Below are 16897 nucleotides of genomic sequence, written 5' to 3' on the forward strand. Positions count from 1 at the left end.
TCCAGCCGGGCTTCAGGATTTACTGAGCGCCTCTGATTTTTCCATACACTTCGTCATCGCTTCTATTACCGCAGCGCGGAAGCCACGTTCTTCCAGAACGCGTACGGCTTCAATCGTCGTTCCGCCAGGCGAGCACACCATATCTTTCAGTTCGCCGGGATGCTTTCCGGTTTCGAGTACCATTTTCGCCGACCCCATGACGGCCTGCGCGGCGAATTTATAAGCCTGAGCGCGAGGCATACCGCCAAGAACGGCTGCGTCCGCCATCGCCTCGATAAACATAAAGACATAGGCCGGCGAAGATCCGCTCACGCCAACCACCGGATGGATCATCGGCTCAGCAATCACTTCCACCTCGCCAAAGCAGCGGAAAATATTCAGGACATCAGCCGTATCTTCCGGTGTGACCAGCGCGTTGGGCGTGACGGAGGTCATTCCTGCGTTGACCAGCGACGGCGTATTCGGCATAGCGCGAATGATTTTACGGTCGTGTCCCAGCGCGCGCGCAAGCTGATCAAGCGTTACGCCTGCGGCGATAGAGACCACCAGCGAGTCTTTGTTCAGGCTGGAGGAGATTTCACTGAGCACTTTCACCATAATGCCCGGTTTTACCGCGCCGAAAACGATATCCGCGACCTGAGCGACCTCCTGCGCGCTTTGCGCCGCATTAATGCCGTACTGATCATGCAGGGCGGCGACTTTATCGGGGGAGGGGGTATAGACCCAGATCTGGCCGGGAAGTACCTGACCGCTGGCAATCAGTCCGCCAAGAATAGCCTTGCCCATATTACCGCAGCCAATAAAACCGATTTTCTTCTCCATCTCGTCACTCCCTATGTTTGTGTGTTATGGGGAATGGTTAGCTTAACGCGGATTGAAAACGGGCAGAAGGAGAAACAGCACTTTGATGAAAGGCAAAAGCGCGAGACAATAAAAGATTGTATACCGTACGGGAGACATTATGACCATCTGGGTGGATGCGGATGCGTGTCCGAATGTCATTAAAGAAATTTTGTACCGCGCCGCCGAGCGGATGCAGTTGCCGCTTATTCTGGTTGCCAATCAGGCCTTGCGCGTGCCGCCTTCGCGTTTTATCCGCACGCTCCGCGTGGCCGCCGGGTTTGACGTGGCGGATAACGAAATCGTGCGTCAATGCGAAGCGGGCGATCTGGTGATTACCGCGGATATTCCGCTGGCGGCTGAAGTGCTGGAAAAAGGCGCTGCGGCTCTTAATCCCCGGGGAGAACGCTATAGCGACGCCACGATTCGCGAACGTCTGACGATGCGTGACTTTATGGACACGCTACGCGCCAGCGGCGTACAAACGGGGGGACCAAACACTCTCTCGCCGCGCGATCGTCAGCATTTTGCCGCCGAGCTGGATAAGTGGTGGCTGGAAAGCCAGCGTAAAAAATAAATCCTGTAATGAAAAATTTACAGTTTATTCATTTCTGATTCTTGCTATAGTACTAATATTGTGACTTTAGTACCTTTGTGTAAATTATTATTTACATTTATGCGTTGTACTAGTTAGATGATATGATTATAACATTGCTGATATCAAATCCTGCGTATGCGCAGTTCCTGGGGGAACGCCTGCTATGATGCAACCTCTTTATCTTGTTGGCCCGCGGGGCTGTGGGAAAACCACCATCGGTATGGCGCTGGCGCAGGCAACCGGTTTTCGGTTTGCAGATACCGACCGCTGGCTGCAATCGCACGTGCAGATGAGCGTCGCTGATATCGTTGAAAAAGAAGGCTGGGGAGGGTTCCGCGCCCGGGAAACCGCGGCCCTGGAGGCGGTAAGCGCGCCTTCGACTGTCGTGGCGACGGGAGGCGGTATTATTCTCACGGAGTATAACCGACGTTATATGCACCGTGTTGGCGTAGTGATTTATCTGTGCGCGCCGGTATCCACGCTGGTTAACCGGCTTGAGGCTGAACCTGAAGCGGATCTGCGCCCGACCCTCACCGGCAAGCCGTTGAGCGAAGAGGTTCGGGAAGTGCTTGAGCAGCGTGACGCGTTGTATCGCGAAACGGCGCATTACATTATTGACGCGACGAAAGCGCCGGCCCAGGTCGTTTCTGAAATTATTGCGGCGCTGCCGCCGTCGACGCAACGGTTACAGGGAGATGTCTATACTTAACGCTCACCCAGAATAAAGAAAACGCTATGCCAACCAGACCACCTTATCCGCGGGAAGCTTATATCGTCACCATTGAAAAAGGCACGCCGGGCCAGACGGTGACGTGGTATCAGCTACGGGCTGACCATCCGAAACCTGATTCGCTCATCAGCGAGCATCCGACCGCAGAAGAAGCGATGGATGCGAAAAAACGTTACGAAGATCCGGATAAATCATAGACGCATGAACCACTCGGAAGGGATTCTGAGTCCCCCTAAATTGTATCTCCATCACATTCTTGAAACATTTATACTGGCAACTAAAACCGTAAATTAAGCGATAACAATACAATATTGGAGTTATTTGGAATCTTTACACAATACGTTGCTCATCTGCTGCTACGCTTTCTGAGATTTGTAGGGCAGGTAGCGCGGTGAGCGTGTGAATATTTGCCCGGGAATTACGACGAAGTAATAAGGTGGAATAAAAATGAGTGCGTCGTTGGCAATCCTCACAATCGGCGTTGTGCCAATGAGCGAAGTGTTACCGCTTCTGACGGAATACATCGACGAACAACACATCACCCATCATAGCCTGCTGGGAAAAATGAGCCGGGAAGACGTTATGGCGGATTACGCTGTAGAGCCTGGCGATGATCCGCTTTTGACGTTGCTGAATGATAACCAGATAGCCCATGTTTCCCGCCAGAAGGTGGAGCGAGATTTACAGAGCGTTGTCGAGGTGCTGGATAACCAGGGTTACGATGTCATTATACTGATGAGCACCGCGGCGATTAAAAGTATGGCAGCCCGTAATTCTATTTTGCTTGAACCGCTGCGTATTATTCCACCGCTTGTCGCCTCTATTGTGGATGGGCATCAGGTGGGCGTGATTGTGCCTGTTGCAGAACTTCTGGCGGCCCAGGAGAAAAAATGGCAGGTATTGCAAATGCCGCCGGTGTATTCGCTGGCGAATCCGGTTCACGGTTCTGAGCAACAGTTAATTGATGCCGGGCAGGCGCTACTGGATCAAGGCGCGGACGTCATTATGCTGGATTGTCTGGGTTTTCATCAGCGTCATCGGGATATTTTACAGCAGGCGCTGGATGTGCCGGTTTTACTCTCTAATGTTTTGATTGCGCGGTTAGCTTCAGAACTGCTTGTCTAATTTTACGTGACAGGCCGAACGTCAGGACTCTATATTGGGTGTTAATTTAATAATGAGACGGGGCCTGATTATGCTACAAAGCAATGAATACTTTTCCGGGAAAGTGAAGTCTATTGGATTTACCAGCAGTAGCATCGGCCGGGCCAGCGTTGGTGTGATGGCGGAAGGGGAGTATACATTTGGCACCGCCGAACCCGAAGAGATGACGGTTGTGAGCGGCGCATTGAAGGTACTGTTGCCGGGAACTGTCGAATGGAAAGTGTATACAGCCGGTGAGGTGTTTAACGTGCCTGGCCACAGCGAGTTTCATCTCCAGGTTGCTGAGCCCACCTCGTATCTGTGCCGCTATTTGTAACGGTGAGTCCCCTCTCCGGCGGAGAGGGACCCTCTGGTTAGCGCTGCGCTTCGCCGCCTAATCCTTCCACCAGGCTTTGAATCAGCGCCGCCAGCTCGCCGGTCATCAGGATAAAGTCCGCGTCAAAACGTTGGGCAAAATCTTCCCGGTCGATATCTTCGTTCTGATCGCGCAGCTCATCGCAGAATTTCAGACGCTTAATGGAGCCGTCGTCGCACATGACGAATTGAATACGCTGCTGCCAGTCGAGCGCCAGCTTCGTGACCACTTTACCCGCTTCAATATGAACGGCGATCTCGTCGCTGACCAGATCCTGCTTTTTCGCGCGGATCACGCCGCCATCTTCCAGCATCGCTTTCAATTCGGCTTCGTCCAGCAACTGGAAACCCTGAGCGACCGTACCGGAGCGCACCCACTCTGTGAGCGTCAGCTCAATCGGATTTTCCAGCGCCAGCGGGACGACCGGCAGCGAGCCAAGACTTTTACGCAGTAGCGCCAAAGTATCTTCCGCTTTTTTCGCGCTGGCGCAGTCAACCATAATCAGGCCGTTAACGGTATCAATCCACACCATTGTCTGACTGAAGCGGCTAAACGCGCGCGGCAGCAACGAATGCAACACTTCATCCTTCAGGGAATCTTTTTCCGTCTTCTTCAGCTTGCGTCCCTGATCGGCTTCCAGTTTCTGGATTTTCGCCTCCAGAGCCTGTTTGATCACTGGCGATGGCAGGATTTTCTCTTCTTTGCGCGCGCAAATAATAATTTGGCCATTGGCGGTGTGCGTTAACGCATCGCTGTGAGAGCCCATCGGCGGAACCCAGCCCATTTTGGCCATATCCTGGCTACCGCATGGGGTAAACGTCATTGAGGCGAGCTGTTTCTCCATCTCTTCGGCGCGTAATGTGATATCGCGGCTAAGACGGTAAACCATTAAATTTTTGAACCACAGCATGATAATTTCCACGGCCTTGTCGTTAAATCCAGGCGGTATAGTAACGAATTGTCGGCAGGCTTGCATTGCCAATCAGAACGGTGAATTCTACCCTGTTGATATTCCCAAAAAATGAGGAGCGGTATGTGCGTATTGGTATCGATTTAGGCGGCACAAAAACGGAAGTCATTGCGCTTGATGATGCAGGAGAGCAGCGGTTTCGCCATCGTCTGCCTACGCCGCGGGAGGATTATCAGCAAACGATAGAAACCATCGCTACGCTGGTCGACATGGCGGAACAGGCGACCGGCCAGACCGGTAGCGTCGGCATTGGCATTCCCGGTTCTCTCTCGCCTTACACCGGCGTGGTGAAAAACGCTAACTCTACGTGGCTTAACGGCCAGCCGTTCGATAGCGATGTGAGCCGTCGTCTGAAGCGTGAAGTGCGGTTAGCCAACGATGCCAATTGCCTGGCGGTATCAGAGGCGGTGGATGGCGCGGCGGCGGGGGCGCAAACGGTATTTGCGGTGATTATCGGTACCGGGTGCGGCGCGGGCGTAGCGCTAAATGGCCGGGCGCACATCGGCGGCAACGGTACGGCAGGCGAATGGGGCCACAATCCGTTGCCGTGGATGGATGACGATGAGTTGCGTTACCGCGAAGAAATTCCCTGTTATTGCGGTAAACAAGGCTGTATCGAAACCTTTATTTCCGGTACGGGATTCGCCACGGATTACCAGCGTTTGAGCGGTAAAACGCTAAAAGGCGATGAGATTATTCGTCTGGTCGACGCGCAGGACGCCGTGGCGGAACTGGCGTTAAGCCGTTATGAGCTGCGGCTGGCGAAAGCATTATCTCATGTCGTGAATATTCTGGATCCGGATGTCATTGTGCTGGGCGGCGGTATGAGCAATGTTGAGCGCCTGTACAAGACGGTTCCGTCGCTGATGAAATCGTTTGTTTTTGGCGGCGAGTGCGAGACGCCGGTACGTAAGGCGCGGCATGGCGATTCAAGCGGCGTGCGCGGCGCGGCCTGGCTGTGGCCGCTGGCGTAATGTTTTTAGCCGGATGGTGTCATCCGGCAACCGGCGTGACCGATGGCTGCTTGTGTTTTAGACGTCCGTATACCAGCAACGACGACATGGCGGAAAACGAGAGCAGGGCGGCGGGAAGCGCCACATAGTGGTACGCAAAACCTAGTGTCAGCATCAGCCCGCCGCACCAGGCGCCAATCGCGCTACCGAGATTAAACGCGATTTGCCCTCCCGCCGCGCCCAGCAGTTCGCCGCCTTTGGCGTTTTGCAGCAGCAGGATTTGCAGCGGCGCAGAGAGCGCAAACAGACCAGCACAGCAGATAAACGCGAAAGTCAGCGAGGCCGTTTTGTATCCGCTGAAGAAAAAGAGCGCCATGAGAGAGAGCACGATAACGAGGTCAGTCACTACCGCGATGCGCAGCGGAGTATATCTGCCGGAGAGTTTGCCGCTTAACAGATTGCCTAACACCATCCCCAGCCCGACCAGCATCATAATAAACGTCATGCTCGTCTCCGAAAAACCGGAGATGTACATCATAAATGGCTTGATATAGCTGAACCAGGCAAAAACGCCCGCATTGCCGAACATCGTGGCGGCGAAAATGAGCCACGGCGCGGGGCTACGCAAGAAGTGAAACTGTTCGCGCAGGCTGCCTTGGGCTTTGTCACGGATATCCGGCACCCAGAAGAAAATTGCGGTGAGCACGGCGATGTTGAAAACCGCGATCAATAAAAAGGTGTAGCGCCAGCTAAATTCCTGGCTCAGGTAAGTGCCGAACGGAATGCCCACCAGATTCGCCACCGTCATCCCTGAAACCATACCCGCGACGGCGGCGGTGACTTTCCCGGGGCGGATAATCTTTGACAGGACAATGGCGCCGACGCCAAAAAAGGCGCCGTGCGGAAAGCCGGAAACCAGTCTGCCGACGGCGAGCATCAGATATGACGAGGAAAAGGTAAATATGGCATTGCCCATCACGCACAGCGTGACCAGAAACAGCAGTATATGTTTAAGCGAAAAGCGGCTGGAAAAGAGCGCCATAACGGGCGCGCCCAGCACGACGCCGAAGGCGTAAAACGAGATCATATGCCCGGCGGCGGGAATCGTTATTCCGACATCGCGTGCCAGCTCCGTCAGCACGCCCATAATGCCAAACTCGGCCATCCCCAGGCCGAACGTACCCAGCGCCAAAGAAAAAATAACTTTTTTCATACCACCTGCCGAAAATGAAGACGCATGTCGCGCGCTGCGGCTATGAATTGTCACAGCCAATCAACGTATAGCTTGCGGATAAGCGCGAGGTAATACCATTCCTTATTCGTCTTTGTGTATTCATTATTATGCTATGTCATGACGGTATGCTGTGTGCAGGATGACATTCGCGTTACTCCACGGCAAACGCTTTGTCCAGTTTGCTATAACCAAGTCCATTGATTTTTTTCACTTTTATCTGCACAGGGATACGTTCTTTCATGGCTTCCACATGGCTAATCACACCGATGGTCTTCCCGCTGGCATTCAGCGCGTCGAGCGCATCCAGCGCGGCGTCCAGCGTTTCGCTATCAAGCGTGCCGAAGCCTTCGTCGAGGAACAAAGAATCAATGCGCGTTTTATGGCTGACCAAATCTGATAACGCCAGCGCCAGCGCCAGGCTGACCAGGAAGCTTTCGCCGCCTGATAACGTTCGCGTATCGCGCACGGCGTCGGCCTGCCAGGTATCGACAACCTCCAGTTCCAGCGCGTCGCTGGCTTTGCGCTGCAATAAATAGCGGCCATGCAGGCGGGTGAGCTGATGATTCGCCAGCCAGACCAGATTATCCAGCGTCAGTCCCTGGGCGAATTTGCGGAACTTATCACCTTCTTTAGAGCCGATCAGCGCATTGAGATAGCCCCAGTCTTCCACTTGCTGAGAGGCTTGTTTCATTTCCGCCATCAGCGCCCGTTGGCGCTGCCGATTATCTGCATCCTGTTTAATTTGCTGGCGGATTTCCCCCTGGCGTGTCGTGTTTTCACGCAGTTGTTGCGCCAACTGCGCCAGCCGCTGCGCGAGCTGCTCCGCCGTACACGTTGGGTCCAGACCGGCGGGCGGCTGTTGCTGATGGTCAGCCAGCGCCTGCGCGGACTGCGCGCTTAACGCCTTCGCTTGTTGTAGCTGACTTTCCAGCGTTTGTTGTTGTTTTTCCAGACGGGTCACGGTCTCTTCATCCAGCAACGCCGCCAGGAACGTTGCCTGGCTGTCAAACGGGCTATTTTTTAACGCTGCATCAAAGTGCGCTATCGCCTCGGCGGCGCGCTGCTGCTCCTGCGTCGTCTGTTCCTGCAGGGTTTGCAACTGGCTTTGTAATGACACGCACTCATCATGCGCCTGCCGCCAGTTATCCAGCGGCACGTCGTCGTCGGAATCCGCGGTATCCGTTTGCGGTAGCGTCTCCAGCAACGGGGCAAGCCTGTCGATCTGCGTTTGCAAATCCGCGAACTCGGTCTGACGCTGTTGCCATATTTTCGCTTCGTCGGCGCGCTCATTCAGCCACGAAGCCTCGTTTTCTGGCGCTGGAAGGGAAAGCGTATACTGCGCCAAATCAGCCGTCAGCGACGCCTGACGCTGCGCAATCTGCGCGGTAAAGCGCGCTACCTGTTCAGTATGCGCCGCGATTTGCGTTTGTAGAGCATGACGCTGGCTGAGCTGATCCAACTGTTGCTCATGCTCTTCCGCGGCGGTCAGCCAGCCCGCGAGGTCTTCTTGCGGCTGGAGCTGAACGCCCAGCGTAGCGCACAGCGTTTGCCATTCCTCAGTAAGCGCTTGCTCCTCCTGCAACAACGACTGCGCCTCGCTTTCATCCCGCTGTAATTGTTGCGTTAAGGCATCTAACTGTCCTCGCAGCGCCGCGCCTTCTTCCGCCAGCGTTTTGACCTCTTTTTCCAGCGCGTCGCGGCGGGTTTGATTCGCGCTCAGTTCCAGCGCCTGATAGGCGGCGATGGCGGGGTGCGTCGTCGAGCCGCAAAGCGGACACGGCTGGCCGGACTGTAAGTGCGCCCGCTGGCTTTCCAGATCTTTGATGCGCGCCTCCTGCTCGCAAATAGTGCGAACGTCCGCAAGCTCCTGCGCTTTAGTCTTATAACTCAAACGCTTATCCGACAGACGTTGGGTGTATTGCGCCTGCTCCTGATGATGACGCGCGATAGCTGCCTGTAGCTGCGCCTGACGCTTTTGTTTCGGGAGAATTTGCCCCTGAAGCGCGGCGAGACGATGGCGTAGCGGACGCTGCCGGGTATGCAATGCTCTGGCTTCCGCCAGCGCCTGTGGCGTGAGGTCGAGCGTGAGCGGCGGTAGCGCATCACGCTGACGCGTATCGCTCAGCAACTGCTGTTGCCATTGGCTCAGTTGCGTCCGATCGTGGGATTGTTGTGTTAATAATGCTCGCCACCCCGCCAGTTCGCTGCGCCAGACGCGGATGCCGTCGTGTTCCGCCAGCCATGTCTTCAACCGCTGCCCTGTGGCGTTCAGTTGCGTGAATTGTCGATGCGCGCAGGCGCGGATACGCTGGCGCAGGCGATACGCGCTTTGTAAGCGAGCATTCACTTCATCACTGTGCTGGCGAACACGCTCAACGGCGCGGGTTTGTTCCTGAATGCGCTCCCAATGCGGACGCAACTGGCGAGCAGGTTGCGCCAGAGTCAGCGCCGCGAGCTGCGGCTGCGCTTTTTCTCGCGCCTCTTGCGCTGCGTACAGCGCCTGCTGCCGGGCGTGTAATTCAGTGTGGATCTCGTTTTTTCGGGTCAGCCAGTGAAGGTGCTGCTGCTGTCCCTGCTGGTCGGCCAGCAGGCGTTTCTCTTCGTCAGTAAGCGCCTGCAAACTGGCTTCCAGTTGCTGTAACTGTTCGTCCGCCAATAGGGCGACGCCGCTGGCCTGCACTTGTAACTTTTCCAGTTCGAGACGGGCTGATTTATGTTTTTCAAATACCTGTGCGGAGATCTGCCCGTAAATCTCAGTGCCGGTGAGCTCCTCCAGAAGCTCTGCGCGCTCTTTCGCTTTGGCATTAAGAAAGGCGGCGAACTGCCCCTGCGATAACAACATCGAACGGGTGAAGCGCCCGTAGTCCAGCCCGGTCAACGTGGCGATCATCTCCAGTTTATCCTTTACCTTATCGGCAAAGATCTTTCCGTCTGAACACCGCGCCAGCTCCACGCGTGGGGCCTGGAGATTGCCGTCAGGCTGATTTCGGGCTCGGTTCTGGCTCCAGAACGCGCGCCAGGCTTCGCCTTTTACCTCGAACTCCACTTCGGCCAGACATTCCGCCGTATCGCGCGTCATCAAATCGTTTTGCGATTGCGATACCGTATTCAGGCGCGGCGTTTCGTGGTACAGCGCCAGGCAGATGGCGTCAAGCAAGGTGGTTTTTCCCGCGCCGGTCGGGCCGGTAATGGCGAATAACCCGTTACTGGCAAACGGTTCGGCGGTAAAGTCGACCTTCCATTCTCCTTTCAGCGAGTTCAGGTTTTTCAGACGCAAACTGAGAATTTTCATGCCTCGTGCTCCTCATTCAACGCGTAGAGCGTGCTGGAAAAGAGCTGATTCAGGCGCTCGCGCTGCGGGGTATCTAACGCTTCCAGCGCCAGACGCCGCGCAAAAACCTCTTCCACGCTAAGCTCGCTTAATGTTTCCCGCCGCTCGTTCGCCAGCGAGCGCTCACGCTGTTCGCGGCTACGGCGCACCAGTAATACCTCTACGGGGAGTGACTCCGTTAATGTCTGTATTCTGCGTTGGATATCGTGCAGATAATCATCGGTGGTGATTTCAATATCCAGCCAGACGGGGGGCGATTGCTCCACGCCGCGCCACTGCTCAAGCTGTTCGGTAATTGATGCCAGGTCGCCTTTTAAAACCGCCAACGGTTGAGTCACGGGGACAGCCAGACTTTCGGTGCTTTGCCATTTCCCCTGGTCGAAGGTCACCAGATGCACGCATTTGCTTTTGCCGCACTCATCAAAGCTGAGGGCGATGGGCGAGCCGCAATAGCGGATATGCTCTGTGCCGCCGACACATTGCGCGCGGTGAATGTGTCCCAATGCGATATAATCCGCGGGGGGGAAATGCTGCGCCGGAAAGGCATCCAGCGTACCGATATAAATGTCGCGAACCGCATCGCTTTTGCTGGCGCCGACGGTGGTTAAATGTCCCGTCGCGATAACCGGCAGCTTTCGTTCGCCGCGTAGCTGGCACGCTTCCTGATACTGCTGTTGATAATAATCGGCAATCGCATGAAGAAGTTGCTGCTGTTTCTCGCTGCCGGATAATCCCGCCTGACTGGTAATAATGTCGCGCGGGCGCAAAAAGGGAATGGGGCACAGTACGGCGCCCGGAGACCCGTCGCGACGATGAAGTAGCCGCGGCGCATAGCCCGCGCTGGCGATCACGGTTGTATTGAGAAACGCCAGAATGTCGCGCGATTCGTTTAGCGTGGCGACGGAATCATGATTACCGGCCAGCACCACCAGATGACAGCCCGTTTGCTGTAAATTAACGACGAAACGGTTATAAAGTTCTCGGGCATAGCTTGGCGGCGAACCGGTATCAAAAATATCGCCAGCGACAATAATGGCATCCACCTGATGGGCCTGCGCGGTCTCCAGCAGCCAGTCCAGAAAAGCCTGATGCTCCGCGGCGCGGCTTTTACTGTAGAAGTTTTGTCCCAGATGCCAGTCAGAGGTGTGGAGGATGCGCATAATTGTTCCATGCAAAAAAAGCGTGAACGGGATTATACACGTCATCCCCTCCATTTTTGGGCGCAATTTACCGCCGGTACACGGTAATGCACGGTTTCACCGGTGTCATAAATCATCAACATGCTGTCAATGCCGCCTTTTTTTCATAAATCTGTCATAAATCTGACGCATAATGGCGCGGCATTGATAACTAACGACTAACAGGGCAAATTATGGCGAGACGTATTCTGGTCGTAGAAGATGAGGCGCCGATCCGTGAAATGGTGTGCTTCGTGCTCGAACAAAATGGCTTTCAGCCCGTAGAAGCCGAAGATTATGACAGTGCGGTGAATAAACTTAATGAACCCTGGCCGGATCTCATCCTTCTTGACTGGATGTTGCCCGGCGGGTCAGGGTTACAGTTTATTAAACATCTCAAACGTGAGGCCATGACCCGGGATATTCCTGTGGTTATGCTGACCGCGAGAGGTGAGGAAGAAGATCGTGTGCGCGGGCTGGAAACCGGCGCTGACGATTACATTACCAAGCCGTTTTCCCCCAAGGAGTTGGTGGCGCGCATTAAAGCCGTTATGCGGCGTATCTCGCCGATGGCGGTCGAAGAGGTGATCGAGATGCAGGGACTGAGCCTTGATCCCGGCTCTCACCGCGTGATGACCGGCGACAGCCCGCTGGATATGGGGCCGACCGAATTTAAATTACTCCATTTCTTTATGACGCACCCGGAACGGGTTTACAGCCGCGAACAGCTACTCAATCATGTCTGGGGCACCAATGTGTACGTTGAAGACCGGACGGTCGACGTGCATATTCGCCGTTTGCGTAAGGCGCTGGAGCACAGCGGCCACGACCGGATGGTGCAAACGGTACGCGGGACAGGGTATCGTTTTTCGACCCGCTTTTAATGCCTTTTCCGCCAGTAGAACACAGGTTTCTGGCGGAGAAGGCTTTCCATTCTTGAGGGAGTATGACGCGTGCTGGAACGGCTGTCATGGAAAAGGCTGGTGCTGGAGCTGGTGCTCTGTTGCATCCCCGCGCTTATCCTTAGCGCTTTTTTTGGTTATCTGCCGTGGTTTTTACTGGCGGCGGTGACGGGACTGCTTGTCTGGCATTTCTGGAATTTATTACGTCTTTCCTGGTGGCTTTGGGTCGACAGAAGTATGACGCCGCCGCCGGGACGGGGAAGTTGGGAACCGCTGTTATACGGTTTACACCAGATGCAGTTGCGAAATAAGAAGCGTCGTCGCGAGCTGGGGAACTTGATTAAACGTTTTCGCAGCGGCGCGGAGTCGCTGCCTGATGCCGTGGTACTGACCACAGAAGAGGGCGGCATTTTTTGGTGTAACGGTTTGGCGCAACAGATACTGGGGCTACGCTGGCCGGATGACAACGGGCAGAATATTCTCAATCTACTGCGTTATCCGGAGTTTACCCAGTATTTAAAAACGCGTGATTTCACCCGTCCGCTTCATTTGGTGCTCAATACCGGGCGGCACCTGGAGATCCGCGTCATGCCTTATACCGATAAACAACTCCTGATGGTGGCGCGCGATGTGACGCAAATGCATCAGCTTGAAGGCGCCAGACGTAACTTTTTCGCCAACGTTAGCCATGAATTGCGTACGCCCTTGACAGTATTGCAAGGCTATCTGGAAATGATGCAGGAACAGGCGCTGGAGGGGGCGACGCGAGAGAAAGCGCTGCATACGATGCGCGAGCAAACGTATCGTATGGAAGGGCTGGTAAAACAACTGCTTACGCTGTCTAAAATTGAGGCGGCCCCGGCGCTGTTATTAAATGAAAAAGTGGATGTACCGATGATGCTGCGGGTCGTGGAGCGTGAAGCGCAGACGCTCAGCCAGCAGAAACATACCTTTACGTTTGAGGTCGACGATAGTCTTAGCGTTCTGGGCAATGAAGAGCAGCTACGTAGCGCGATCTCAAACCTGGTGTATAACGCAGTAAACCATACGCCGGCGGGAACGCATATTACGGTGAGCTGGCGACGTGTCGCGCATGGCGCTGAGTTTTGCATTCAAGATAACGGTCCGGGGATTGCTGCCGAGCATATTCCTCGTCTGACCGAACGCTTCTACCGTGTCGATAAAGCGCGTTCGCGGCAAACGGGCGGCAGCGGCCTGGGATTGGCGATTGTGAAACATGCGTTGAATCACCATGAAAGCCGCCTTGAAATCGACAGTTCGCCTGGCAAAGGAACGCGATTTAGCTTTGTGCTGCCGGAACGTTTAATTGCCAAAAATAGCGATTAATTGCCTTTCGTAAGTATAACTTTCCATAAGCCAGCGGATGCTGGCTTATTTTCTTTGCAGTTAAGACGGGCTCGTTGAAACATTCAACGTTTGGTGATTTTTTGTTCGCATGATTAGCCATAACTTTTTCATGAGAATGGTGTTTTATTCTGGTTGTAAATTTCATATCGCTATATTCATCTGGTTTTTAGATCCCACCTTGCTTTAAAACGTTATAAGCGTTTAAATTGCGCTTCAGGTGCTGTCATTACGACTGCATTTGCGCGGTAAATCGAAAAACAATTCTTCGCCGCATCGGTCCGGGAGCTTTTCCCGCTGAAATTGATAAAAAACGCCGCTTTATAATCCTCCGGGAAAGGCAAAAATTTTAATGTTTACAACATCACCATCCACAGGCAGTAAGACTTTATGACCCATCAGTTAAAATCGCGCGATATCATCGCCCTGGGCTTTATGACATTTGCGCTGTTCGTTGGCGCAGGCAATATTATCTTTCCTCCTATGGTCGGTTTGCAGGCGGGTGAACACGTCTGGACAGCCGCTATTGGCTTTCTGATTACCGCCGTAGGGCTACCGGTTCTTACTGTTGTGGCGCTGGCGAAAGTCGGCGGCGGCGTAGACAGCCTCAGTACGCCGATTGGTAAAGTGGCGGGACTCCTGCTGGCGACCGTTTGCTATCTGGCCGTCGGGCCGTTATTTGCGACGCCGCGTACCGCGACGGTGTCGTTTGAGGTCGGTATCGCTCCGTTGACCGGCGATTCTGCAATGCCGTTGCTGATTTACAGCGTGGTCTATTTCGCTATCGTTATTCTGGTTTCCCTCTATCCGGGTAAGCTGCTGGATACGGTGGGGAATTTCCTGGCGCCGTTGAAAATTATTGCGCTGGTCATCCTGTCCGTCGCGGCTATCGTTTGGCCTGCCGGTCCAATCAGCAACGCCCTGGACGCTTATCAGAATGCGGCCTTTTCTAACGGGTTTGTGAACGGCTATCTGACGATGGATACGCTGGGCGCAATGGTGTTTGGTATCGTTATTGTGAACGCGGCGCGTTCTCGCGGCGTTACCGAAGCGCGCCTGTTGACGCGTTACACGGTCTGGGCCGGCCTGATGGCGGGCGTGGGGCTGACGCTGCTTTACCTTGCCTTGTTCCGCTTAGGTTCTGATAGCGCGACGCTGGTCGATCAGTCAGCGAACGGCGCGGCGATTCTTCATGCCTACGTTCAGCATACCTTTGGCGGCGCGGGAAGCTTCCTGCTGGCGGCGCTGATCTTTATCGCGTGTCTGGTGACGGCGGTGGGGCTGACCTGCGCCTGCGCTGAGTTTTTCGCGCAGTATATTCCGCTGTCTTACCGCACGCTGGTCTTTATTCTCGGCGGCTTCTCTATGGTGGTGTCAAACCTCGGACTGAGCCATCTGATTCAAATCTCCATTCCGGTGCTGACGGCTATCTATCCGCCATGTATCGCACTGGTTGTATTAAGTTTTACCCGCTCATGGTGGCATAATTCCACCCGTATCATCGCGCCGGCCATGTTTATCAGTCTGCTTTTTGGTATCCTTGACGGCATCAAAGCATCTGCTTTTGGCGATATGCTGCCAGCCTGGAGTCAGCGTTTGCCGCTGGCGGAACAGGGACTGGCGTGGTTGATGCCAACGGTGGTGATGGTGATCCTGGCGATTATCTGGGATCGCGCGGCGGGTCGGCAGGTGACCTCCAGCGCCCACTAAAATCGCTGACATATGTGTACACCACGGGGCTTAACGCCCCGTGGTTTTTTATTGTGTTGATAGGTCAGAAATTGATGGAAAGCAATAATAAGCTAAAGCGTGGGCTGAGCACCCGGCACATTCGCTTTATGGCATTAGGTTCGGCAATCGGCACCGGCCTGTTTTACGGCTCGGCGGACGCCATCAAAATGGCGGGGCCGAGCGTGCTGTTGGCCTATATTATTGGCGGGGTCGCGGCATATATCATTATGCGCGCATTGGGGGAAATGTCCGTTCACAACCCTGCCGCCAGCTCATTTTCGCGCTATGCGCAGGAAAACCTCGGCCCGCTTGCGGGCTACATTACCGGCTGGACCTACTGTTTTGAGATCCTGATCGTCGCCATTGCTGACGTGACCGCGTTCGGCATTTACATGGGGGTCTGGTTCCCCGCCGTGCCGCACTGGATTTGGGTGCTTAGCGTGGTGCTGATCATTTGCGCCATCAACCTGATGAGCGTCAAGGTGTTCGGCGAGCTGGAGTTTTGGTTCTCCTTCTTCAAAGTCGCCACCATTATTATCATGATTGTCGCGGGTATCGGCATCATTGTGTGGGGAATTGGCAACGGCGGGCAGCCCACCGGCATTCATAACCTGTGGAGCAACGGCGGCTTCTTCAGCAATGGCTGGCTGGGAATGATCATGTCGCTGCAAATGGTGATGTTCGCTTACGGCGGGATTGAGATTATCGGTATCACCGCCGGGGAAGCGAAAGACCCGGAGAAATCCATTCCGCGCGCCATTAACTCAGTACCGATGCGTATCCTGGTATTTTATGTCGGCACGCTGTTCGTCATTATGTCTATCTATCCGTGGAATCAGGTCGGCACAAACGGCAGTCCATTTGTGCTGACGTTCCAGCATATGGGGATTACCTTTGCCGCCAGCATTCTGAACTTTGTGGTATTGACCGCCTCGCTTTCCGCTATCAACTCCGATGTGTTTGGCGTAGGCCGTATGCTGCATGGTATGGCGGAGCAGGGGAGCGCGCCGAAAATCTTTGCCAAAACGTCACGCCGTGGTATTCCGTGGGTCACTGTACTGGTGATGACGATTGCGCTGCTGTTTGCGGTTTACCTGAACTACATCATGCCGGAAAACGTCTTCCTGGTGATTGCTTCGCTGGCGACGTTTGCGACGGTATGGGTATGGATTATGATCCTGCTGTCGCAAATCGCCTTCCGTCGTCGTTTACCGCCGGAAGAGGTAAAAGCGCTGAAATTTAAGGTGCCGGGCGGTGTCGTAACGACGATAGCGGGTCTGATTTTCCTGGTCTTCATTATTGCGCTTATCGGCTACCATCCGGATACCCGCATCTCACTGTATGTGGGCTTCGCCTGGATAGTTCTGCTGTTGATTGGCTGGATATTTAAACGCCGTCGCGACCGTCAATTGGCGCAGGCGTAGTCGTTTTTCTCTGCCTTATCCGGTCTGCAGGCAACGGTAGACCGGATAAGCGGAGCCGCTTCTCCTCCTGGAGCCTCCTCCCCTAATAAACCCCTGGATGATGAGTTATCCTTTAAATCTCT

15 protein-coding genes are annotated in these 16897 nt (G+C 54.5%); 10 read left to right on the forward strand and 5 right to left on the reverse strand.

Features of this window, described 5'->3' with window-relative positions:
* Nucleotides 1-12: 12 nt before the first annotated feature.
* Complete coding sequence (gene proC / locus J4728_RS03535) at nt 13-822, reverse strand: pyrroline-5-carboxylate reductase (RefSeq protein ID WP_208211209.1); 810 nt, start codon at nt 820-822, stop codon at nt 13-15.
* A 139-nt stretch (nt 823-961) separates the two neighbouring features.
* Between proC and J4728_RS03540 the strand changes: the two genes are divergently transcribed.
* The 5 genes from J4728_RS03540 to ppnP all read left to right on the forward strand — a co-directional run bounded on the left by J4728_RS03540 (nt 962) and on the right by ppnP (nt 3648).
* Nucleotides 962-1417 carry a YaiI/YqxD family protein gene (locus tag J4728_RS03540; RefSeq protein WP_000158137.1) on the forward strand — a complete coding sequence of 152 codons (456 nt, stop codon included), beginning with the start codon at nt 962-964 and terminating at the stop codon, nt 1415-1417.
* Between the two features lie 184 nt (nt 1418-1601).
* The gene (aroL, locus tag J4728_RS03545) at nt 1602-2147 is read left to right on the forward strand and encodes a shikimate kinase AroL (RefSeq protein WP_000983569.1); all 546 of its coding nucleotides are present in this window, start codon (nt 1602-1604) and stop codon (nt 2145-2147) included.
* 26 nt (nt 2148-2173) lie between these two features.
* Nucleotides 2174-2365, forward strand: a complete 192-nt coding sequence (gene yaiA, locus J4728_RS03550; protein WP_001143161.1) for a protein YaiA — start codon at nt 2174-2176, stop codon at nt 2363-2365.
* A gap of 250 nt (nt 2366-2615) precedes the next feature.
* A complete protein-coding gene (locus tag J4728_RS03555) occupies nt 2616-3293 on the forward strand; it encodes an AroM family protein (RefSeq protein ID WP_001276437.1) in 678 nt (225 codons plus the stop codon).
* 70 nt (nt 3294-3363) lie between these two features.
* Nucleotides 3364-3648, forward strand: a complete 285-nt coding sequence (ppnP, locus tag J4728_RS03560; RefSeq protein WP_000941945.1) for a pyrimidine/purine nucleoside phosphorylase — start codon at nt 3364-3366, stop codon at nt 3646-3648.
* A gap of 37 nt (nt 3649-3685) precedes the next feature.
* Here the strand turns inward: ppnP and rdgC are convergent, their stop codons facing one another.
* The gene (gene rdgC / locus J4728_RS03565) at nt 3686-4597 is read right to left on the reverse strand and encodes a recombination-associated protein RdgC (protein WP_208211211.1); all 912 of its coding nucleotides are present in this window, start codon (nt 4595-4597) and stop codon (nt 3686-3688) included.
* A gap of 125 nt (nt 4598-4722) precedes the next feature.
* On the opposite strand from rdgC, the gene mak reads away from it, so the two are divergent.
* Nucleotides 4723-5631 carry a fructokinase gene (gene mak, locus J4728_RS03570; RefSeq protein WP_001219276.1) on the forward strand — a complete coding sequence of 303 codons (909 nt, stop codon included), beginning with the start codon at nt 4723-4725 and terminating at the stop codon, nt 5629-5631.
* Nucleotides 5632-5650: 19 nt separating this feature from the next.
* Here mak and araJ read toward each other — a convergent pair whose 3' ends face one another.
* The 3 genes from araJ to sbcD all read right to left on the reverse strand — a co-directional run bounded on the left by araJ (nt 5651) and on the right by sbcD (nt 11335).
* Nucleotides 5651-6823 carry an MFS transporter AraJ gene (gene araJ, locus J4728_RS03575; protein ID WP_000755625.1) on the reverse strand — a complete coding sequence of 391 codons (1173 nt, stop codon included), beginning with the start codon at nt 6821-6823 and terminating at the stop codon, nt 5651-5653.
* Nucleotides 6824-6995: 172 nt separating this feature from the next.
* Entirely contained in the window at nt 6996-10136 is a 3141-nt protein-coding gene (sbcC, locus tag J4728_RS03580; protein ID WP_208211213.1) for an exonuclease subunit SbcC, read from the reverse strand.
* Nucleotides 10133-11335 (reverse strand): exonuclease subunit SbcD, encoded by a 1203-nt coding sequence (sbcD, locus tag J4728_RS03585; protein WP_001221260.1) that lies wholly within the window; start codon nt 11333-11335, stop codon nt 10133-10135. The genes sbcC and sbcD overlap by 4 nt, the downstream gene beginning before the upstream one ends.
* Nucleotides 11336-11547: 212 nt before the next feature.
* On the opposite strand from sbcD, the gene phoB reads away from it, so the two are divergent.
* From phoB to proY, 4 genes are all read left to right on the forward strand, one after another.
* Nucleotides 11548-12237, forward strand: a complete 690-nt coding sequence (phoB, locus tag J4728_RS03590) for a phosphate response regulator transcription factor PhoB (protein ID WP_000113921.1) — start codon at nt 11548-11550, stop codon at nt 12235-12237.
* 69 nt (nt 12238-12306) lie between these two features.
* Entirely contained in the window at nt 12307-13602 is a 1296-nt protein-coding gene (phoR, locus tag J4728_RS03595; protein ID WP_000893645.1) for a phosphate regulon sensor histidine kinase PhoR, read from the forward strand.
* 408 nt (nt 13603-14010) lie between these two features.
* Nucleotides 14011-15330 carry a branched-chain amino acid transporter carrier protein BrnQ gene (gene brnQ, locus J4728_RS03600; protein ID WP_000149625.1) on the forward strand — a complete coding sequence of 440 codons (1320 nt, stop codon included), beginning with the start codon at nt 14011-14013 and terminating at the stop codon, nt 15328-15330.
* A 74-nt stretch (nt 15331-15404) separates the two neighbouring features.
* A complete protein-coding gene (gene proY / locus J4728_RS03605; RefSeq protein ID WP_000445556.1) occupies nt 15405-16775 on the forward strand; it encodes a proline-specific permease ProY in 1371 nt (456 codons plus the stop codon).
* Nucleotides 16776-16897: the final 122 nt, after the last annotated feature.

It is taken from the genome of Salmonella sp. 32070601201500089SM, from assembly GCF_017573605.1.
In the GTDB taxonomy this organism is placed as follows: Bacteria; Pseudomonadota; Gammaproteobacteria; order Enterobacterales; family Enterobacteriaceae; genus Salmonella; species Salmonella enterica.